The 19,197-nt window shown below is 67.0% G+C and carries 18 protein-coding genes and 1 other RNA gene; 7 read left to right on the forward strand and 12 right to left on the reverse strand.

Annotated elements, in window-relative coordinates:
- Window positions 1-92: 92 nt before the first annotated feature.
- The 3 genes from ACVOME_RS04615 to ACVOME_RS04625 all read right to left on the reverse strand — a co-directional run bounded on the left by ACVOME_RS04615 (window position 93) and on the right by ACVOME_RS04625 (window position 3,614).
- Window positions 93-1,217 carry a prephenate dehydrogenase gene (locus ACVOME_RS04615; RefSeq protein WP_481504789.1) on the reverse strand — a complete coding sequence of 375 codons (1,125 nt, stop codon included), beginning with the start codon at window positions 1,215-1,217 and terminating at the stop codon, window positions 93-95.
- Window positions 1,214-2,122, reverse strand: coding sequence for a pyridoxal kinase (gene pdxY / locus ACVOME_RS04620; RefSeq protein ID WP_481504790.1), 909 nt, complete (start codon window positions 2,120-2,122; stop codon window positions 1,214-1,216). The genes ACVOME_RS04615 and pdxY overlap by 4 nt, the downstream gene beginning before the upstream one ends.
- Window positions 2,123-2,414: 292 nt before the next feature.
- Entirely contained in the window at window positions 2,415-3,614 is a 1,200-nt protein-coding gene (locus ACVOME_RS04625; RefSeq protein ID WP_164152967.1) for an MFS transporter, read from the reverse strand.
- A 72-nt stretch (window positions 3,615-3,686) separates the two neighbouring features.
- Here ACVOME_RS04625 and ACVOME_RS04630 point away from each other — a divergent pair, with 72 nt between their 5' ends.
- Window positions 3,687-4,484, forward strand: coding sequence for an AraC family transcriptional regulator (locus tag ACVOME_RS04630; RefSeq protein WP_481504791.1), 798 nt, complete (start codon window positions 3,687-3,689; stop codon window positions 4,482-4,484).
- Between the two features lie 145 nt (window positions 4,485-4,629).
- On the opposite strand, the gene dnaJ is transcribed toward ACVOME_RS04630, so the two are convergent.
- The 4 genes from dnaJ to hrcA all read right to left on the reverse strand — a co-directional run bounded on the left by dnaJ (window position 4,630) and on the right by hrcA (window position 9,680).
- The gene (gene dnaJ, locus ACVOME_RS04635) at window positions 4,630-5,754 is read right to left on the reverse strand and encodes a molecular chaperone DnaJ (protein ID WP_053519713.1); all 1,125 of its coding nucleotides are present in this window, start codon (window positions 5,752-5,754) and stop codon (window positions 4,630-4,632) included.
- A 153-nt stretch (window positions 5,755-5,907) separates the two neighbouring features.
- Window positions 5,908-7,830 carry a molecular chaperone DnaK gene (gene dnaK / locus ACVOME_RS04640; protein WP_053519712.1) on the reverse strand — a complete coding sequence of 641 codons (1,923 nt, stop codon included), beginning with the start codon at window positions 7,828-7,830 and terminating at the stop codon, window positions 5,908-5,910.
- 206 nt (window positions 7,831-8,036) lie between these two features.
- Entirely contained in the window at window positions 8,037-8,552 is a 516-nt protein-coding gene (grpE, locus tag ACVOME_RS04645; protein ID WP_053519711.1) for a nucleotide exchange factor GrpE, read from the reverse strand.
- A 63-nt stretch (window positions 8,553-8,615) separates the two neighbouring features.
- Window positions 8,616-9,680, reverse strand: coding sequence for a heat-inducible transcriptional repressor HrcA (gene hrcA, locus ACVOME_RS04650; RefSeq protein ID WP_481504792.1), 1,065 nt, complete (start codon window positions 9,678-9,680; stop codon window positions 8,616-8,618).
- A gap of 114 nt (window positions 9,681-9,794) precedes the next feature.
- Here hrcA and recN point away from each other — a divergent pair, with 114 nt between their 5' ends.
- Window positions 9,795-11,456: a DNA repair protein RecN gene (gene recN, locus ACVOME_RS04655; protein ID WP_065175026.1), complete on the forward strand. Its 1,662-nt coding sequence runs from the start codon at window positions 9,795-9,797 to the stop codon at window positions 11,454-11,456.
- A gap of 43 nt (window positions 11,457-11,499) precedes the next feature.
- Here the strand turns inward: recN and ACVOME_RS04660 are convergent, their stop codons facing one another.
- Window positions 11,500-12,417, reverse strand: coding sequence for a LysR family transcriptional regulator (locus ACVOME_RS04660; protein ID WP_053519708.1), 918 nt, complete (start codon window positions 12,415-12,417; stop codon window positions 11,500-11,502).
- A gap of 97 nt (window positions 12,418-12,514) precedes the next feature.
- Between ACVOME_RS04660 and ACVOME_RS04665 the strand changes: the two genes are divergently transcribed.
- Entirely contained in the window at window positions 12,515-13,768 is a 1,254-nt protein-coding gene (locus tag ACVOME_RS04665) for an SGNH/GDSL hydrolase family protein (RefSeq protein ID WP_481504793.1), read from the forward strand.
- 53 nt (window positions 13,769-13,821) lie between these two features.
- Here ACVOME_RS04665 and fur read toward each other — a convergent pair whose 3' ends face one another.
- On the reverse strand, window positions 13,822-14,229 hold the full coding sequence (gene fur / locus ACVOME_RS04670) for a ferric iron uptake transcriptional regulator (protein ID WP_053519706.1): 408 nt from the start codon (window positions 14,227-14,229) through the stop codon (window positions 13,822-13,824).
- 103 nt (window positions 14,230-14,332) lie between these two features.
- On the opposite strand from fur, the gene ACVOME_RS04675 reads away from it, so the two are divergent.
- On the forward strand, window positions 14,333-14,725 hold the full coding sequence (locus tag ACVOME_RS04675; RefSeq protein ID WP_053519705.1) for an outer membrane protein assembly factor BamE: 393 nt from the start codon (window positions 14,333-14,335) through the stop codon (window positions 14,723-14,725).
- Between the two features lie 36 nt (window positions 14,726-14,761).
- Here ACVOME_RS04675 and ACVOME_RS04680 read toward each other — a convergent pair whose 3' ends face one another.
- The gene (locus ACVOME_RS04680; protein WP_053519704.1) at window positions 14,762-15,019 is read right to left on the reverse strand and encodes an RnfH family protein; all 258 of its coding nucleotides are present in this window, start codon (window positions 15,017-15,019) and stop codon (window positions 14,762-14,764) included.
- Window positions 15,020-15,022: 3 nt separating this feature from the next.
- Window positions 15,023-15,448, reverse strand: coding sequence for a type II toxin-antitoxin system RatA family toxin (locus ACVOME_RS04685; protein WP_053519703.1), 426 nt, complete (start codon window positions 15,446-15,448; stop codon window positions 15,023-15,025).
- A gap of 57 nt (window positions 15,449-15,505) precedes the next feature.
- Between ACVOME_RS04685 and smpB the strand changes: the two genes are divergently transcribed.
- On the forward strand, window positions 15,506-16,009 hold the full coding sequence (gene smpB, locus ACVOME_RS04690; protein WP_019661238.1) for an SsrA-binding protein SmpB: 504 nt from the start codon (window positions 15,506-15,508) through the stop codon (window positions 16,007-16,009).
- Between the two features lie 51 nt (window positions 16,010-16,060).
- Here the strand turns inward: smpB and ACVOME_RS04695 are convergent, their stop codons facing one another.
- Entirely contained in the window at window positions 16,061-16,633 is a 573-nt protein-coding gene (locus ACVOME_RS04695) for a hypothetical protein (RefSeq protein WP_481504794.1), read from the reverse strand.
- 229 nt (window positions 16,634-16,862) lie between these two features.
- On the opposite strand from ACVOME_RS04695, the gene ssrA reads away from it, so the two are divergent.
- Both ssrA and ACVOME_RS04705 read left to right on the forward strand, forming a co-directional pair.
- Window positions 16,863-17,216: a transfer-messenger RNA gene (gene ssrA / locus ACVOME_RS04700) on the forward strand.
- Window positions 17,217-17,503: 287 nt separating this feature from the next.
- Entirely contained in the window at window positions 17,504-19,003 is a 1,500-nt protein-coding gene (locus ACVOME_RS04705; protein ID WP_229765817.1) for a S8 family serine peptidase, read from the forward strand.
- Window positions 19,004-19,197 lie beyond the last annotated feature (194 nt).

The following is a 19,197-nucleotide window of genomic DNA, read 5'->3' on the forward strand; positions in this document are numbered from 1 at the left end:
CACAGATCTTGACAGCCTGTGCTGGCAAGGCATGAGCAGTGTTATCCACATGGTTGCGCAGAATTCATCCACATCCCCTGTGGATGAATGCACTACGCCAGTACCCGTCCGATTCCGCTGGCATCCACGGCGGCCGCTGCGTCGGCCAGGGCCCGGGGATCACTGCCGGCGACGAAGCCGATGCGGAAATGCACTTCCCCGCCCGGCGTGCGCGAGGAATGGATGGAAGCCAGGCTGATGCCGTGCTGCTCGAAGATGTTCAGCAGCTCACGCAGTGAGCCCGGGCGATCTTCCGGCAGGTGGACCGACACGGCGTTGCGCTCGGTCAGATCGGCCAGCAGGTAGCCCACCCGCTCGAAGGTATAGTTTCCCGAGGCCAGTGCAGGCGCGCCGAAGGCGGCCCGGTTCGCCACCAGCATCTGCTCGCGGAACGCACCGCGCGCCATGTCGTCGCCTTGGTCGACCTGGGCCTGCAGCACGCGCAGCTGGCCGACCAGGCGTTCCAGCATCGGCGCGACATGCGGATTGCCGAACTGGATGTCCTCATAGATCGCCGGATTCAGCGAGAGGATGCGCGAGATGATCGCGGTATCCAGTTCGAACGACGCCGAGCGATAGGGAAGCATCGCTTCCAGTGTTCCCAGTTGCGGCTGATATTCCCGCAGCACGCCTGCCTGGGCCAGATGCGTGGCATGCACCATCGCCTGCACCAGCGCCATCATCTGGTCATGGTGCTGTGGCGTGGCGCGCACGCACTCGGCCTGCAGCGCCACGCACAGCGCTTCCAGCCAGGGCTGCCAGTGCTGCAGTCGCGCTTCGCAGACCACCATCACCCTGCCCTTCAACGTGGGGGCCTTCGGCGGCGCGGTCATCGGGTGCAGGCCGACCACTTCGGCCTGCGAGGCAAGCATCGCCTGTACCGGCGCGTCCTTGACCGAGGTGACATCGAGCCACAGGCGTCCGCGTTCACGGCCCGCCGAGCGGCGCACGTATTCGGCGATCAGTTCCGGCGTATGCCGGATGGGTGCGGAGAACACCAGTACATCGGCCTGGGCCAGCAACTGCTCCGGTGTATGCGAAGCTGCATCGGCCGGATCGTGGCCGATCACCTGCAGTCCCATCTGCTGCTCGAAGAAGCGGCCCAGCCAGCGCCCGTAGGCGCCGGCACTGCCGACGATGCCGATCGTGCCCGGCGCAAAGTGCTGCACTGCCGTCATGCCACGCGTTCAGCGCGGAAGCGCGTGCCTTCGGCCAGTGCGGCGGGCGCCGCGGCAATCACGTCGAACTCCTCGAAGCCGTTGGCGAGCGTAGCCTCCAGGGCGGCATGGGTACCCGCGATGGCACGCGAGATCGCCTGCTGCATCGACTCTCCCCGCAGCAGGAACGACACCACCAGCGACATCAGTACGTCGCCGGTCCCGGCCACGTCCACCGGCAGCAGCGGCGAGGTCCAGCGCCAGGTCTCGTCGCGTCCCACCGCCAGCGTCACCAGCTCGCCCGGCGTGCCGCCCACGCTGTGCGCGATCACCCAGTGCGGACCACGCGTCAGCAGCGTACGCGCGGCGGCGATGGCGTCGGCCTCGGCCAGTGCCGGCATGCCGGTCAGACGGGCCAGCTCGAATGCATTCGGGGTGACCAGCCAGGCATGCGGCAGCAGCCGTTCGGCGAAGATCGCCTCCAGACCCGGCTCCACATAGGGGCCGGTATGGGTATCGCCGATCACCGGATCCAGGCAGTAGCGCAGCTGCGGGCACGCGGGCAGGACCTGATCGAGCCAGTCGGCGAACGCCGCACCATTGGCGGTGCTGCCGAAGTAGCCGGAGACCAGCATCCTGGCCCGCTGCGGCAAGCCACGCTCGTGGGTGCCCAGCAGCAGATCGGCGAACCAGTCGCTGGGCAGTACGCGGCCGCGGGTGGTCTCGTAGAACGGCGCGTTGCTCAGCAGCGTGGTCGGGATGTCGGCCACGCGCACACCGAGCGCGCGCATCGGCGGCATGGCGGCACTGTTGCCGGCATGGCCGTAGACAAGTTGCGACTGGACCGAAATGACATCGACCGGCGACGGCCCATCCGGCCGCTGGCGGCGACCGTGGACCAGATGGGTATCAAGGGATTCGCTCATATCCGCATTCTACGCCCAAGGGGGTTTTCGGCAGGGCTTGCAGCCCTGCACCTGCTCAATGCAACGGCAACGGCCGAAGCCAAAGCCAAAGCGGCATTCCGTGGGGTGGCGGGGGGGGGGGGGGGGGGGGGGTGGTGTGTTTTGGTGGGGTTCTATTCTTTTTTTTTGCTGCCTCCCCGCCCCCCCCCCCCCCCCCCCCCCCCCCCCCCCGCCAATCCACGGATAGCGCGCTTCGGTTGTTGCCGTTGCCTGTGCAGGTGCAGGGCTGCAAGCCCTGCAAACCCACCCTCCCTCAGTGAGCAGCAGGCCGCGACGGCGGCAGCCATGCCGCCACGATGCCGAGCAGCGGCAGGAACGCCGTCAGGTGATAGACGTATTCGATGCTGGTCCTGTCCGCCAGCAGGCCCAGCACCGCCGCGCCCAGGCCGCCCATGCCGAACGCAAAACCGAAGAACAGGCCCGACACCATGCCGATCCGGTGCGGCATCATCTCCTGCGCATAGACCACGATGGCAGAGAAGGCAGACGACAACACGAAACCGATCAGCACCGCCAGCACCGTGGTCCACAGCAGATCCGCATGCGGCAACGCCAGTGCGAACGGCGCCACGCCCAGGATCGAGGTCCAGATGATCGGCTTGCGGCCGATGCGATCGCCCAGCGGACCGCCCAGGAAGCCACCCGCCGCCGAAGCCACCAGGAACGCGAACAGATGCAGCTGCGCCTGCGCCACCGGAATGCCGAAATGGTGGATCAGGTAGAAGGTGAAGTAGCTGCCGATGCTGGCCATGTAGAAGTACTTGCTGAAGATCAGCACCAGCAGGATCGCCAGCACCTTGGCCACGGTGCGCGGAGGATGCCGCGACGCCACCGCCGCCACGCCGGCCGGGCGGGGTGCGCCCAGGTGCAGCGCATACCAGCGGCTCACATAGGTCAGCAGGGCGATGCCGACCAGCGCAGCACCGGCAAACCATGAGGCCGCATGCTGGCCGTACGGCACGATCACGGCGGCGGCAATCAGCGGCCCCAGCGCGGTACCGAAGTTGCCGCCGACCTGGAACACCGACTGTGCGAAGCCATGGCGCCCGCCAGACGCCAGCCGTGCGATGCGCGACGCTTCCGGGTGGAAGATCGCCGATCCGATGCCGACCAGCGCGGCGGCCATCAGGACCATCGCATAGTTCGGCGCGAAGCCGAGCAGCAGCATCCCGCACAGCGTCGAGGCCATGCCGATCGGCAACGAGTACGGCGCTGGATGGCGGTCGGTATGCATCCCCACCAGCGGTTGGAAGATCGACGCGGTGAGCTGGTAGGTCAGCGTGATCAGTCCGATCTGGGTGAAGCTGAGATTGAAGCCGCCCTTGATGACCGGATAGATCGCCAGGATCAACGACTGCATCATGTCGTTGACGACATGCGAGGTGGAGATGGCGGCCAGTACGCCGGGCGCCACCGGGCGGGAGGTCGTTGCAGGGGAAGCCAGAGTCGACATGGACGCAGTCAGATTTGAGGGCGGTTCCGCATGCTACGGTTGCCTTCCCCTCCCTTCTGCCGCGTTCGGGTCATGGCCTATCGCAAAAAGGACATTGGCGGTGACGTCGATCCGGCTGCGCCGTGGCGCGATGTGCCGCTGCATCGCCCGGTCACCTACCGGGTTACCCAGTACCCGGCCGGCACCCATATCGCAGGCCACAAGCACCAGCGCCACCAGCTGGTCTATGCCATCTCCGGGCTGATGGTGGTGCGCTCGGAAGTCGGTCGCTGGGTCGTGCCCTCCACCCGTGCGATCTGGATGCCGGCCGGCATGGTGCATGCGGTGGACTGCATTGCCGCCGTGCACATGCGCAGCCTGTACATCGACCCGTCATTCGCCCCGCAACTGCCGGCCGAACCGTTCGCGGTACAGGTGGCACCGCTGCTGCGCGAACTGCTGCAGGCAGCCACCCTGATCAAGGGCGAGCACATCGAAGACAGCCGCGATGGCCGCGTGGTGCGCCTTCTGCTGGACGAGCTGCATCGCATGGACGTATTGCCGCTGCACCTGCCCGCGCCTACCGATCCGCGCCTGCAGCGGATCTGCCAGCACCTGCAGAAGCATCCCGGCGACGATGCGACGCTGCAGGACTGGGCGCAGTCACTGGAAGTGGATGTGAAAACCATCCAGCGCCACTTCGCCAACGAACTGGGCGTGACCTTCGGCCAGTGGCGGCAGCAGGCGCGGCTGCTGGCGGCAATGGAACGGCTGGCGACCGGCGAGAAGGTCATCGATGTCGCACTGGCGATGGGCTACGACAGCCCCAGCGCGTTCACCAGCATGTTCAAGCGCCAGCTGGGGCAGACCCCGGCGGCGTTCTTCCGCTGACCCTATGCACAGAAACGCCGGGCATGGCCCGGCGCTACCGGATTCATAAGGTCACGGACCGATGCCCGGCGGCGCGCAATGCATTCCCATACACGACAACGCCGGGCATGGCCCGGCGCTACCGTTCAACGCTTGCGTTGAAAATTCAGGACGTCATCCGGTCCCAGAAGCCCTTCACGCCGTCCATGAAGGTGGCGGACTTCGGCGAGTGCTTGCGCGCTTCCTCACCGACGAAGGTGGCCTCGAACTGCTCCAGCAGCCTGCGCTGGTCGTTGGTCAGGTTGACCGGCGTCTCGACCACCACGCGGCAATACAGATCGCCCTCGCTGCGGCTGCGCACCGAACGCACGCCCTTGCCGCGCAGGCGGAACAGTTTGCCGGTCTGGGTCTCTGCCGGAATGCGGATCTCCGCTTCGCCGCCCAGCGTCGCCACGCGCACGGTATCGCCGAGCGCCGCCTGCGAGATGCGGATCGGCACTTCACAATGCAGATCGTCGCCATCGCGCTGGAAGATGGGGTGCTCGCGCACGCGCACTTCCACGTACAGGTCGCCCGGCGGCGTGCCGGCCGGCCCCGCTTCGCCCTCGCCAGCCAGGCGGATGCGATCGCCGGTGTCGACGCCCGCCGGCACCTTCACCGACAGCACCTTGTCTTCCTCGACACGGCCATTGCCGTGGCAGGTCTTGCAGGGCTTGGCGATGATCTGGCCGCGGCCGCCGCAGTTGTGGCAGGCCTGCTGCATGGCGAAGATGCCGCGCTGGATGCGCACCTGGCCGCGGCCGTGGCAGACGTTGCAGGTCTCCACCTTGCCATCTTCCGAGCCGCTGCCATCGCAATCGCCGCATTCGGCCAGGGTCGGGATCTCGATGCGGCGCTCGACGCCACGCACCGCTTCTTCCAGGTCCAGCTCCATCACGTAACCGATGTCGGCACCGCGGCGTGCCTGGCGCGGACCGCCGCCGGCACCACCGAAGATGTTGCCGAAGATGTCGCCGAAGATATCGTTCATGTCCGGACCACCCGGACCGCCCCCGCCCATGCCGTGCTCGAACGCGGCATGGCCGTGGCTGTCATACATCCGGCGCTTGTTGCCGTCGGACAGGACCTCGTAGGCTTCCTTGCACTCCTTGAAGGAGGCTTCGGCAGCCGCATCACCCGGATTTCGGTCCGGATGGAACTTCATCGCGCAGCGGCGGTAAGCCTTCTTCAGCTCTTCTTCGTTGGCGGTGCGGGCCACGCCCAGCACTTCGTAGTAATCGCGCTTGCTCATATCGTGAATCGGCTTCCGGAATGTCGGGATTCGTCAAAGCGGAAGAGCGGAACCAGGTCCGCTCTTGCGTCGGGCGCCCCGACGCGCCGGAGGCGGTCAGGACCCTGATGCGACAACGGGACGCTGCCAGGCAGCGTCCCGCGTCGGTCCGGATCAGGACTTCTTGTCGTCCTTGACTTCGGTGAACTCGGCGTCCACCACGTCGTCGTTGCCCTTGCCCGCATTGCCGGCATCGGCGCCCGGGGCACCGCCCTGCTCTGCCGACGCTGCGGCGAACAGCGACTGGCCGGCTTCCTCCAGCACCTTCGACTTGGCTTCGATCTGTGCCTTGTCGTCGCCCTTCATCGCGGTTTCAAGATCGGCCAGAGCCGCTTCAACCTTGCCGATGACATCGCCGCCGACCTTGCTGCCGTGCTCGGTGATGGCGCTGCGGGTGCCGTGGATCAGGGCATCGGCCTGGTTGCGGGCCTGCACCAGCTCCTGGAACTTCTTGTCTTCTTCGCGGTTGGCTTCCGCGTCGGCGACCATGCGCGCGATCTCTTCCTCGGACAGGCCCGAGCCGGCCTTGATCTCGACCTTCTGTTCCTTGTTGGTCTTCTTGTCCTTGGCCGACACATGCAGGATGCCGTTGGCGTCGATGTCGAAGGACACTTCCACCTGCGGCAGGCCACGCGGCGCCGGCTCGATGCCGGACAGGTCGAACTTGGCCAGCGACTTGTTGAAGCGGGCCTGTTCGCGCTCACCCTGCAGCACGTGCACGGTCACGGCCGACTGGTTGTCCTCGGCGGTGGAGAACACCTGCGAGGCCTTGGTCGGGATGGTGGTGTTCTTCTCGATGATCTTGGTGAACACGCCGCCCATGGTTTCGATGCCCAGCGACAGCGGGGTCACGTCCAGCAGCAGCACGTCCTTGACGTCGCCGCCCAGCACGCCACCCTGGATCGCCGCACCCAGTGCCACGGCTTCGTCCGGGTTGACGTCCTTGCGCGGCTCCTTGCCGAAGAACTCGGTCACCGCCTGCTGCACCTTCGGCATGCGGGTCTGGCCGCCGACCAGGATCACTTCGCTGATGTCGCTCGAACGCAGGCCGGCATCGTTCAGGGCGACGCGGCACGGCTCGATCGACTTCTTGATCAGGTCTTCCACCAGCGCTTCCAGCTTGGCGCGGGTCAGCTTGATGTTCAGGTGCTTCGGACCCGACGCGTCAGCGGTGACGTACGGCAGGTTCACTTCGGTCTGCTGGGCGCTGGACAGCTCGATCTTGGCACGCTCGGCAGCGTCCTTCAGGCGCTGCAGGGCCAGCGGATCCTTGCGCAGGTCGATGCCCTGGTCCTTGTTGAACTCTTCCACCAGGTACTCGATGACGCGGTTGTCGAAGTCTTCGCCGCCCAGGAAGGTGTCGCCGTTGGTGGCCAGCACTTCGAACTGCTTCTCGCCGTCGACGTTGGCGATCTCGATCACCGAGACGTCGAAGGTACCGCCGCCCAGGTCGTACACAACGATCTTGCGATCCTTGTTGTCGCCCTTGTCCAGGCCATAGGCCAGCGCGGCCGCGGTCGGCTCGTTGATGATGCGCTTGACGTCCAGGCCCGCGATGCGGCCAGCATCCTTGGTGGCCTGGCGCTGGCTGTCGTTGAAGTAGGCCGGCACGGTGATGACCGCTTCGGTGACCTTCTCACCGAGGAAGTCCTCGGCGGTCTTCTTCATCTTCTCCAGTACCTTGGCCGAGATTTCCTGCGGCGCCATCTTCTTGGCGTCGCTGGTGGCCACCCACGCATCACCATTGTCGTGGGCGAGGATGCTGTACGGGACGTGGGCGATGTCCTTCTGCACCTCGGCGTCGGTGAACTTGCGGCCGATCAGGCGCTTCACCGCGTAGAAGGTGTTCTTCGGGTTGGTCACCGCCTGGCGCTTGGCCGAGGCACCGACTAGGACTTCGCCGTCCTTGGTGTAGGCGACGATCGACGGGGTGGTGCGATCGCCTTCCGAATTCTCGATGACGCGGGCCTTGCCGCCGTCCATGATCGCCACGCACGAGTTGGTGGTGCCGAGGTCGATACCAATGATCTTGCCCATGGGGGAGACTCCTGAGAAATGCTGTGTGGATGTCAGTCCGGCCGCTCGGCCGGTGGATGAATGGGATGTGGGGGAGGCTCGTGGAACATTCAAGCCATCTCCCGAACGCTGTGTTCAGCCGTTCAAGGTTCGCCGGGCATCGCCCGGCGATGACGATCCAGGGGTAGCGCCGGGCCATGCCCGGCGGCCGCTCCCGGATCGACCGCTCAGTCGGCGGCCACCACCACCAGCGCCGGCCGCAGCAGGCGCTCGTTGAGCAGATAGCCCTTCTGGAACACGGTCACCACGCTGCCCGGGGCGGCGTCCGGGGCCGGCACCTGGCTGATCGCCTGGTGGTGCTCCGGGTTGAACGGCTGGCCGGTCGGGTCAATCAGGACCAGGCCGTTGTCGGCGGCGACCTTCAGCAGCTGCTTGTAGGTCAGCTCCAGGCCCTCGCGCAGCGGGTGCGGGTCGTCGCCGGCGGCCTTCAGGCCGGCATCCAGGCTGTCGAACACGGGCAGCAGTTCGCCCAGCAGCTTCTCGTTGGCGAACTTGCGGGCCTGCTCGATGTCGCGGGCCACGCGCTTGCGCTGGTTCTCCAGGTCGGCGCGCTCACGCAGCGCATCGGCCCTGACCTGCTCGACTTCCGCGCGCAGGCGCTCCACTTCGTCATTGACGCCTGCTGCGGCGGCCGCGTCGGCGGCGCTCTGCTGGGATTCGAAATCTGGATGTTCGTGGTTCATGTCTGGGTCCCTGGCGGTCACTCCCCGCCTCCACCCACCCTAGTGTGGGCGGGATGCTGCGTTTCAAGCGTCCACGGCACCGGATCCGCGTCCGGTCGGTGAAAAGGCCGCCCCCAGCACGTCGGCGGTGGCCTGTACCAGCGGGATCATGCGGTCGTAGGCCATCCGCTTCGGCCCGATCACCCCCAGCACGCCCAGCACCTGCCCATTGGCCGCATACGGGGCGGTCACCAGCGAAACCCCCTGCAGCGGCATCATCCCGGTCTCTTCGCCGATGAAGATGCGCACGCCCGGGGCCTGGATGGTCCGCTCCAGCAGCTGCAGGATCTCGCGCTTGCTGGAAAACAGCTCGAACAGTTCACGCAGGCGCTCCAGGTCGGACAGGTCCTGGACCCCCATCAGGCGGGTCTGGCCCGCCACCAGCATGTCGTCGGCCGCGGGCTGCAGGGCCTGCTCGGCCAGTTCGATGCTGTGCGCCAGCAGCTGCTCCAGCTCGGAACGGGCATCGCGCAGTTCCAGCAGCAGGCGCGCCCGGATCTCCGCCAGCGGCAGCCCGGCGAAATGGGCGTTGAGGTAATTGGCGACCTGCTCCAGCTGGCCCGGGGCGAAGTCCTGGCGGGTTTCGATCACCCGGTTCTGGACCTCGTTGTCGGCGAACACCAGGATCGCCAGCACCCGGCGGCCGTCCAGCGCCACGAAATCGATCTGGCGGAAGGCGAACTGCTCGCGCCGCGGCGCGCTGACCACGCCGACGAAGTGGCTCATCGCCGACAGCAGTTCGGAGGCACTGCCGAGCAGGGCCTGGGTGCTGCCGCCACCGGCCAGTTCCTGGCGCAAGCGGGCCAGCTCGCCCTCGCCCGGCGGCTGCATCTGCAGCAGGCTGTCGACAAACACCCGGTAGCCATGCGCGGTCGGGATCCGCCCGGCGGAGGTATGCGGCGACGCCAGCAGGCCCAGGTCCTCCAGGTCGCCGAGGATGTTGCGGATGGTGGCCGGGCTGACTTCCAGCCCGGCCACGCGCGCCAGCGTCTGCGAGCCCACGGGCTCACCATCCTGGATGTGGCGCGCGATCAGCGTGCGCAGCAGATGGCGCGCGCGCGGGGCGAGTTGGTCGGCGGAACCGTGCATGGAATCAACCTGTGAGACACGGAGACTAGATAATGGCGCCGGATCACCTTGGCAAGCCATTGGACCGCCCGCGTGCGCGTGCTAGCGTTGCGCGGCTCAGCTACCCCCAGACCCATGCTCAGACACCTATCGATCAAGGATTTCGCCGTCGTCCGCGCCACCGAACTTGAATTCGGGCCTGGCATGACCGTGGTTTCAGGCGAGACCGGCGCCGGCAAGTCGCTGATGGTCGACGCGCTGGGCTTCCTGTCCGGCCTGCGCGCCGACAGCGGCGTGGTCCGCCACGGTGCCGCCCGCGCCGAGCTGTCGGCCGAGTTCGCGCTGGAGCATCTGCAGGCCGCACGCCAGTGGCTGGCCGACAACGAGCTGGACGATGAGGACCAGTGCCAGCTGCGCCGCGTGATCCGCGCCGACGGCGGTTCGCGGGCCTGGATCAACGGCCGCCCGGTCACCCTCGCCCAGCTGGGCGAACTGGCCGCGCTGCTGGTGGAAATCCACGGCCAGCATGAACAGCAGGCCCTGCTGGCGCGTCCTTCCCAGCTGGCCCTGCTCGATGCCTATGCCGGCAACGAGGAAGAGCGCCGTCAGGTCCGCCGCGCCGCAGCCGCCTGGCAGGCACTGGTCGATGAATCCCTGGCGCTGTCGCAGCAGGGCGACGTCAGTGACCGTATCGGTTTCCTCGAGCATCAGCTGCGCGAACTGGACCGTGAGGATCTGGAGCCCGAATCGATCCTCGCGCTGGGCGCCAGCCATCGGCGCCAGGCCCATGCCAGCGCGCTGCTGACCGCCTGCCAGGCCGCCAGCAACCAGCTCAACGGCGACGAGGGCAGCTCGGCGCTGGATCAGCTGCAGCAGGTGCGGCACGAACTGGCCCGGCTGATCGAACACGACCCGCGCCTGGGCGAGGTGGACAGCCTGATCGAAAACGCATCGATCCAGCTGCATGAAGCCCTGTCCCTGCTCGACCGCGTGCACGACGACCTGGATGCCGACCCCGAGCAGTTCGAGGAGAACGAGCGCCGTCTCGGCCGCCTGCACGACCTTGCGCGCAAGCATCGCGTGCCGATGGACGAACTGGGCGCGCAGCGCGAGCGCATGCATGCCGAAGTGGAGCAGCTGCGCGGCGCCGACGAGCGGCTGCAGCGCCTGGCCGGCGAGATCGACAAGGCCGCGGCCGCCTGGCGGGTGCAGGCCGAAGCACTGAGCGCAAGCCGGCGCAGTGCGGCGGCCGCGCTGTCGACCACCACCACCGGCATCATTGCCGAGCTGGGCATGGGCGGTGGCCAGTTCCTGATCGAGCTGGAACCCCAGGACGGCGGCAAGCCCGACCCGCAGGGCGCCGAACGCGTGGAGTTCCTGGTCGCGGCCAACGCCGGTCAACCACCACGCGCCCTGCGCAAGGTGGCCTCGGGTGGCGAACTGTCGCGCATCTCGCTGGCAATCGAAGTGGCCGCGCTCGACCTGGACGCCGTGCCGACCATGGTGTTCGACGAAGTCGACTCGGGCATCGGTGGCGCGGTGGCCGACATCGTCGGCCAGAAACTGCGCGCCCTTGGCGAGAAGCGCCAGGTGCTGTGCGTGACCCACCTGCCGCAGGTCGCGTCCAAGGGCCATGCCCACTACCGGGTCAGCAAGGCACCGGTGGAAGGCATGACCCAGAGTGCGGTGGAGAAGCTGGACCTCAAGGCACGCGAGGAAGAACTGGCACGCATGCTCGGTGGCGTCGAAGTGAGCAAGGAAGCGCGCGCCGCCGCCCGCAAGCTGCTGCAGGTCTGACGCCGGCGGCGCCGAGCGACGCCCGGTCCGTCCCACCGCAGGTTCACCCCAGCGGCCGCGCCAGATCCACCTTTTCCACCAGGAAATCCAGGAACGCACGCACCCGCAGCGGCAGATAGCCACCCTGCCCCAGGAATACCGCGTGCACCTCTTCCAGATCGCCGGGATTGGCCTCTTCCAGCACCGGCAGCAGCCGCCCGGCCGCTATGTCGTCCCTGACCTGGAACGCGGCCAGCCGGGCCAGCCCGAGCCCTCCCAGCACCAGCTGCCGCAGGGCATCGCCGTTGCTGGCGCGCGCATTGCCGCTGGTGGGCACGCGCAGCACCTGGCCGCCCTGCAGCAGCGGCCACCCCTGCATCGCCCGCGCATGGCCGATGTCCAGCCGGTTGTGCGTCTGCAGGTCGTCGACGTTGCCAGGCAGACCGTGTCGCTGCGCATAGCCGGGTGAGGCCACGATCATCATCCGCGTCGCCCCCAACCGTCGTGCCACCAGGCTGGAACTCTTCAGCGGACCGGCCCGCACGGCCACATCGGTGCGCTGCTCGAGCAGATCGATCACTTCATCGGTCAGGGTCAGATCCACCCCCACCTGCGGGTGCTGCTGCAGGAACATGGGCAGCAACGGCAGCAGGAAATGCTGGCCGAAGGGCACGTTGGCATTCACCCGCAGCCGCCCGCGCGGTTCGGCATGCGCGCTCGCACAGCGCTCGGCCTCTTCCAGGTCAGCAAGCACGCGCAGCCCGCGCTCGTAGAAGGCGCAGCCCTCCGGGGTCAGCTGCAGCTGGCGGGTGGATCGCTGCAGCAGGCGCGTGCCCAGCCGCTGCTCCAGCCGCGCCACCAGCTTGCTGACCGCCGAGGGCGTCATGTCCAGGCTGCGGGCCGCCGCGGAGAATCCGCCGGTCTCGATCACCCTCACGAACACTTCCAGCTCGCCGGAACGATTGATGTCAGGTCGCGCCATGGCGATGAATCCAGTTCACAGATGATTATCCAGACGCAGTCTAGTTCACAGAAAGCGGCAGGGACACCATGGCCCCTCCTTCCGACGGACCCTTCCGATGAACCGCCTGAGCACGTTGACCACCGCTGCCCTGCTCACCCTGTCCGCAGCAGCCAGCGCCACGGCCGCCCCTCCCCGGCACTGGGTGGCCAGCTGGCAAGCCAGTCCACAACCGGTTTGGCAGGCAGACTTCCTGTTTCCGACGCTGATCCCCGCAGAGCTGGCCGACCAGACCTTCCGCCAGACCGTCCGCATCAGCCTGGGCGGCTCGCGCCTGCGTGTCCGCTTGAGCAACGCCTACGGGACACAGCCACTGCGGGTGGGCCGGGCCACCCTGGCGGCACATCCGGGCGAGGTGCCGCAGGCGCTGACCTTCGATGGCCAGCCCGGCGTGCTGATCGCGCCTGGCCAGGACCGGCTCAGCGACGCGCTGCCACTGCCCACGCGCAACCTGCAGTCGCTGCAGGTCAGCATCCATCTGCCACAGCCCACGCCGCTGCGGACGTTCCACTGGGAGGGCCGGCAGACCAGTTGGATCGCACCGGGTGACCAGAGCCTGGCTGCGGACCTGAATGGGGCCCGCAGCACCACGGCCCGCCTGCTGCTGTCCGGTATCGACGTCGAAACCGCGGCCCACGCGCGCAGCGTGGTGGTGATCGGCGACTCGATCACCGATGGCGCAACGGCCAGCCTCGACCAGGACCAGCGCTGGACCGACCATCTCGCCGCACGGCTGGCACCGCAGGGAATCGCAGTGGTCAACGCCGGCATCTCCGGCGGACGCCTGCTGCGCGACGGCATGGGGGAATCCGCCCTGGCCCGCTTCCCGCGCGATGTCCTCGACCAACCCGGTGTCGCCAGTGTGATCGTGCTGATCGGCATCAACGACATCAGCTGGCCGGGCACAGCGTTTGCGCGCGGCCAGGACCGGCCCGGGCTCGCCGAACTGCAGGCCGGCTATCGCAGCCTGGCCGGACAGGCCCATCGCCATGGACTGCGCATTGTCGGCGCAACCCTGCCGCCGTTCGCCGGTGCCCTGCCCGGCACCCCGCTGGACGACTACTACCAGCCGCACAAGGACGCACTGCGCCAGCAGCTCAATGCCTGGCTGCGGCAGGACAGCCCATTCGATGCGGTGATCGACCTGGATGCAGTGCTGCGCGACCCCGCCGATCCCTCACGGATGGCCGCCGCCTACGATTCAGGCGACCATCTGCATCCGGGCGATGCCGGCAACCGGGCCATGGCCGAGGCCGTGGATCTGCGGATGCTGATGCCGCCATCGCACCCGGCGGTCACTCCGCCGCGCTGACGAAAAACCCCGGGGCCAGCCCGGGGTCTCGTCGCAACCGGCACGCAGGGGGCCTATCTGCGCTTCTTGCGCACGTACAGCACCAGCGAGTGTTCTTCCAGCTCATAGCCGTGATCGGCCGCGATCTTGCGCTGCAGTTCCTCGATCTCGGTGCTTTCGAACTCGATGATCTTGCCGCTGTCCACATCGACCATGTGATCGTGATGGCCGCCGCGGTCCAGTTCATAGACGGCCTGGCCGCCTTCGAAATTGTGCTTGAGCACGAGGCCGGCGGCCTCGAACTGGGTCAGTACCCGGTACACCGTGGCCAGGCCGATCTCGTCACCATGCTCCAGCAGCTGGCGGTAGATGTCTTCGGCGGTCATGTGGTGCTGGGCAGTGCGCTGCTCGAGCAGCGCCAGGATCCGCATCCGTGGATGGGTTACCTTCAGGCCGACTTTACGCAGGTCGTGGGTTTCCATAGGTCTCCGTTCATTGGCGATTTAGCGCCAGCTGCCTCGGATTGGGTCGCGGTGGCACGCCGGGAGTGTATCATCGGTTCGATTTCCCCAACCGCCAGTCCCGATGCGCAATCTTCTGTTGGTCGCCGCCGTCGCCCTGTCCACCACCGGGTGCGGCATCATCTACAAGCAACCCATCTATCAGGGCAACCTGATCCGGGAAGATGCCGTGGCCAAGCTGCAGGTCGGGCAGAGCAAGCAGCAGGTGAACGCGCTGCTGGGCACGCCCTCCGTGCCGGACCCGTTCCATGCCCAGCGCTGGGACTACACCTCCAGCCAGCGGGTCGACCGTCTCGGCCGCACGGAAGTGAAGAACTTCACCGTGTATTTCGAGAACGACGCCGTGACGCGCTGGGAGGGTGACTATTTCCCGGCCAACGACAAGGCGCTGGCCCAGCAGACCGTCCGCCAGTTCGGCCGCAACCTGCCGAAGGACAAGAAGAAGAAGGGCCGCTGAGGCCGCCGGCCCGTTCCGACGGACGGGCCCTGGCCCTCAACCGCCGAGCGCGCGACGCCGGCGGTTGTCCTTGGGATCGGCCTGCAGCGGGCGCAGCAGTTCGACCCGGTCCCCATCCAGCAGTGCCTGCTGCGGGCGGGCCAGCACACCATGCACGGCGGCAGCCGGGCAGCCGGCACTCCCCTCAAGAGCGGCAGCGGCGATCGCATCGGCAACCGTGGCGCCCTCTTCCAGCTGCAACCGGCGTGACAGCACCCGCTGCGGCCAGGCAAGCACCACCTCGACCTCGATCATCGCTCAGTCCTCGTCGGCGACCCGGACGAAATCGTTGACCATGCGATCGGCCAGACCCTGGAAGCCGATCGCCAGCGCCGGGCCCAGCAGCCGTGAGCTGGGTTCGAATTCCAGGGTCAGCGTCACCTTGCAGGCGTCTTCGGCCAGCGCGTGGAATTCCCAACGGCCATGAAGCTGCTTGAAGGGACCGTCGCGCAGCTGCATGTCGATGCTGTGCGGGCGCTGCAGGGTGTTCTCGGTCTGGAACCAGGTGCTGAACGAACCCAGGCCCAGGTCCAGACGCGCCACCAGCCGGTCCTCGCCCTGCTCCAGGATGCGGGCATCGGAGCACCAGCGGAAGCGGCGCGGATAAGCCTGGACGTCGTTGACCAGGTCGAACATGCGCGCGGCCGAATGTTCGACCAGGGCGCTGCGGCGGATAGTAGGCATGTATACGGGACGTTTCGGCAATCGACCGGGCGGGCCCGAATCGGAGACAATACGGAAATGAGCAAGAACAGCGGCAAGGATAAAGCAAAGAGCGCGACGGCCAACAAAACCATCGCGCTGAACAAGCGTGCCCGCCACGAGTACCACATCGAAGAGCGCTTCGAGGCCGGGCTCGCCCTGCAGGGCTGGGAGGTCAAGTCGATCCGGGCGGGGCGCGGCAACATCATCGACGCCTACGCTTACGTGAAGCGTGGCGAGATCTACCTGATCGGCGCACAGATCACTCCGTTGATCCAGGCCTCCACCCACGTGGTGGCCGAGGATCGGCGCGAGCGCAAGCTGCTGCTGCACCGGAACGAGATCGACAAGCTGATCGGCAAGGTCGAGCGTGATGGCTATACGATCGTGCCGACCGCGATGTACTGGAGCAAGAACAAGATCAAGCTCGAGATCGCGCTGGCCAAGGGCAAGCAGAACCACGACAAGCGCGATGCGGCCAAGGATCGCGACTGGGCGATCGAGAAGCAGCGGGTGATGCGGCGCGGCAACCGCGACGCCTGAGGCAGGCCCCGCCGCCATGTGGCGCCGGGCGATGCCCGGCGGCCCGGGCCATCAACCGGCCAGCATGCCCTGCCCGCGCGCGCGCGGCGCCAGGGCCGCGTGCATCACGGCCAGGTGCATCACCACCGCCAGTTCCGGCGCGTGGCGATCATCGCCCGCCCGCCACTGCTGGGCGAGCTGGGCTGCATTGGCCGGCAGCAGGGCCAGCAGCTGCGTATCGTCGAGCGCATCGGCTGCACCCTGCAGCTGGCGCGCCAGCTGCCGCGACTGCCACACGTGAACGCCGATGCTGAGGCTGGCCAATGTCATCAAGGTCAGCGCCAGGCCGTGCTCGAACCACTGCGCCAGCACGTCCGGCCCCCACAGCAACGCCGCCAGTACCGCCAGCGCCGGCAGCCGCCAGCCCAGCCAATGGGTGCGCCCACGCTGCGGCCAATGCACCACCACTGCGCTGGCGACCAGCGCCACCGCTGCGGTGGCCGGCAGTTCGGTCAGCCAGGTCGCCGCCAGCAGTACCGCCAGCAGCGCCCAGACCCAACCGGGAGGCAACGCCCGTCGCTGATAGTCGGCCCCGACCGGGCCCACCAGCTGGCGCAGGCTGCGCTGTTGCATCGCGTCGGTCACCCACAGTCTCCCGTTTCTGTCCTGCCCTGGATGGTCACGACCAGTGTGTCGCAAATCCGTGCCGGAGACGTTAGCAATCCGCTATGACACAGGCAGTACAACGTGTTGCGGATTGACCGGCCGCGCGAGGTGACTGTTCAGCTGTTTTGCCGTAGCATGACAACCGTTGGGCAGGCCCTGCCCGTGGTGACACGGAATCGGCCCTGTACCTTGCAGCACTGTAGAAACCGGGGGTGCATTGGTTTCGACGGGGGTTGTGAAGTCGCCTGGCGCATGCCGAGGGGGTAGCTTTCCTCGTAAATCCAGCTGCAAAACTCTAGTTGCCAACGACGACAACTACGCTCTGGCCGCTTAAGGCCTAAGCCTCGAAACCGCTTGTGTCCATGCTCGCGGTGTAGAGTCACTATCATGGAATCGCGCTGGACGGCTGCCTGTCAGTCCGGCACTAGAACACAACAGGCTGGTTCCCGGATGCGCTTTGCACGCCGTGCTGTTCGGGGACGAGATTCAACGGCGAGCTAAGCATGTAGTGCTGGGGATGGAGTGCCTTCGGACGGCGGTTCAATTCCGCCCACCTCCACCAACGAGCGGTCCTTCAAGGACCGGAGAAGCCCGGACATTCCCGCCAGAAGGGGATCTCCGGGCTTTTTTATTGCTTGCGGTATACACCGCTCGCCGCGCGTGTCGATCTCGACATCGGTAAATCAGTTCAGAAATTTCCTACCCCCGCACTGGGGGAGAACGGTCTGCGAAGCCGTTCGTTCAAGGTCGCCATCAGAAAGGAGACCGCGCGGACATACCCCCTTCATCTCGAGTCGAGCCCCCAGGGCACGACCGGCTCATCGCACCTTTCACAAAGGAACTGTATTCATGCGTACGTCGCTTCGGGTTTCCCTTGCCAGTGCCATCACCCTGGTCCTGGCCAGTGCCCCTGCCTTCGCCCAATCCACCGAACGGGTGTGGACACGGGGCATGGACAACAACCAGCAGTACAGCAGTTTCATCGTCAAGTACCGCGATGGCAGCCGCAAACGCGTCTCTGCCGACACCGCCCAGGATGCGCTGAAACAGCGCTTGGGCGCGCAGCAGCGCAGCAAGCGCTCGGTGGGTGCGGCGCAGGCTGCGGCGGTGGCGCATCAGCGCCGCATGGGTGGCGGCGCCGATGTGATCAGGACAGACAAGGCACTGGATCGTCCGGAGGCCGAGATCCTGATGCAGCGCATCGCCGACGACCCGGACGTCGAATACGTGCAGCCGAACTTCATGATGAGTGCGTTCGCCACGCCCAACGATCCGCGTTACGCCGAACAGTGGCACTACAGCAATCCCGTCAGTGGCGCACGCGTGCCGGCGGCATGGGATCGCTCCACCGGCCAAGGGGTCGTGGTGGCGGTGATCGATTCGGGCTATCTCGACAACAACGACCTGCAGCCGAACCTGCTGCCGGGCTACGACATGATTTCCTCCACCCGGCCGTTCAGCAATCTGCAGTGCATCCTGGGCGGGCTGAATCCCGGTTGTGGCGGTTCCGACGATGGCGATGGCCGCGATGCGGATGCCTTCGATGCCTCGGGCATCGCGCACGGCACCCACGTTGCGGGAACCGTCGCGGCGGTAACCAACAACCAGATCGGCGTGGCAGGCGTGGCCTACAACGCGAAGGTCGTACCGGTACGCGTGCTGGGCAACCAGGGCAATGGCGGCTCGGATGACATCATCGACGGCATGCTCTGGAGCGCTGGCATCGCCGTGCCGGGTGTTCCCGCCAATGCCAACCCGGCCGAGGTCATCAATCTCAGCCTGGGCGGCCGTCGGCCCTGCTCGCCGGCCGAGCAGGATGCGATCGACGACATCACGGCCACCGGCACCCTCGTGGTGGTCGCGGCGGGCAACAGCAACCTCGATGTGTCCGAGTTCGCACCGGCGAACTGCAACGGCGTGATCGCGGTAGCCGCGAACGACCAGGGCGGGCGCCGCGCGTTCTACTCCAACTACGGTGCAGGCATCCATATCACCGCGCCCGGTGGCGAGACGTGGTCGTGCCGCGCCTCGGTGGGCGAGTTCCTGCCCCTGGCCACACCGCCGAACTCGACCAACTGCGCACCGACCCGCCAGCATCCGGCGCAGGGCGTTCTGTCCACGGTGGGCAACAATGCCTTTGACTTCATGTCCGGCACCTCGATGGCGGCACCGCACGTGGCCGGCGTCGTCGCGCTGATGCAGGCGGTGGCACCGGTGCCGAAGACCACCAGCCAGGTCAAGGACATCCTGCGCCGCACCGCCCATCCGATCGCGGCGGCCAACTGCCCGGGGGGTTGCGGTCCGGGCATCATCGACGCCGCAGAAGCTGTCAGGGAGGCCAGCAACTGAGGCCCGGGCGCAGCGGCCCGCCACGGCCGCTGCGCCATGCGTTGCCCGCCGGTCAGATCCACAGGCCACCATCTCCCACATTCCCGGCACGAAACCCATGAACTGGTTCGACGGCATAGCCATCGGCTTCCTGCTCGGTGTCCTGGCATGTACTGCTGCGGTGGTCCTGGCAATCCGCAACAGCGATCTGGACG

It is taken from the genome of Stenotrophomonas sp. STEN008, assembly GCF_056760435.1.

Bases quoted from the DNA above. Each gene is read 5' to 3' on its own strand.
- ACVOME_RS04615 (WP_481504789.1), bottom strand. From the start codon at position 1,217: ATGACGGCAGTGCAGCACTTTGCGCCGGGCACGATCGGCATCGTCGGC.
- pdxY (WP_481504790.1), bottom strand. From the start codon at position 2,122: ATGAGCGAATCCCTTGATACCCATCTGGTCCACGGTCGCCGCCAGCGG.
- ACVOME_RS04625 (WP_164152967.1), bottom strand. From the start codon at position 3,614: ATGTCGACTCTGGCTTCCCCTGCAACGACCTCCCGCCCGGTGGCGCCC.
- ACVOME_RS04630 (WP_481504791.1), top strand. From the start codon at position 3,687: ATGGCCTATCGCAAAAAGGACATTGGCGGTGACGTCGATCCGGCTGCG.
- dnaJ (WP_053519713.1), bottom strand. From the start codon at position 5,754: ATGAGCAAGCGCGATTACTACGAAGTGCTGGGCGTGGCCCGCACCGCC.
- dnaK (WP_053519712.1), bottom strand. From the start codon at position 7,830: ATGGGCAAGATCATTGGTATCGACCTCGGCACCACCAACTCGTGCGTG.
- grpE (WP_053519711.1), bottom strand. From the start codon at position 8,552: ATGAACCACGAACATCCAGATTTCGAATCCCAGCAGAGCGCCGCCGAC.
- hrcA (WP_481504792.1), bottom strand. From the start codon at position 9,680: ATGCACGGTTCCGCCGACCAACTCGCCCCGCGCGCGCGCCATCTGCTG.
- recN (WP_065175026.1), top strand. From the start codon at position 9,795: ATGCTCAGACACCTATCGATCAAGGATTTCGCCGTCGTCCGCGCCACC.
- ACVOME_RS04660 (WP_053519708.1), bottom strand. From the start codon at position 12,417: ATGGCGCGACCTGACATCAATCGTTCCGGCGAGCTGGAAGTGTTCGTG.
- ACVOME_RS04665 (WP_481504793.1), top strand. From the start codon at position 12,515: ATGAACCGCCTGAGCACGTTGACCACCGCTGCCCTGCTCACCCTGTCC.
- fur (WP_053519706.1), bottom strand. From the start codon at position 14,229: ATGGAAACCCACGACCTGCGTAAAGTCGGCCTGAAGGTAACCCATCCA.
- ACVOME_RS04675 (WP_053519705.1), top strand. From the start codon at position 14,333: ATGCGCAATCTTCTGTTGGTCGCCGCCGTCGCCCTGTCCACCACCGGG.
- ACVOME_RS04680 (WP_053519704.1), bottom strand. From the start codon at position 15,019: ATGATCGAGGTCGAGGTGGTGCTTGCCTGGCCGCAGCGGGTGCTGTCA.
- ACVOME_RS04685 (WP_053519703.1), bottom strand. From the start codon at position 15,448: ATGCCTACTATCCGCCGCAGCGCCCTGGTCGAACATTCGGCCGCGCGC.
- smpB (WP_019661238.1), top strand. From the start codon at position 15,506: ATGAGCAAGAACAGCGGCAAGGATAAAGCAAAGAGCGCGACGGCCAAC.
- ACVOME_RS04705 (WP_229765817.1), top strand. From the start codon at position 17,504: ATGCGTACGTCGCTTCGGGTTTCCCTTGCCAGTGCCATCACCCTGGTC.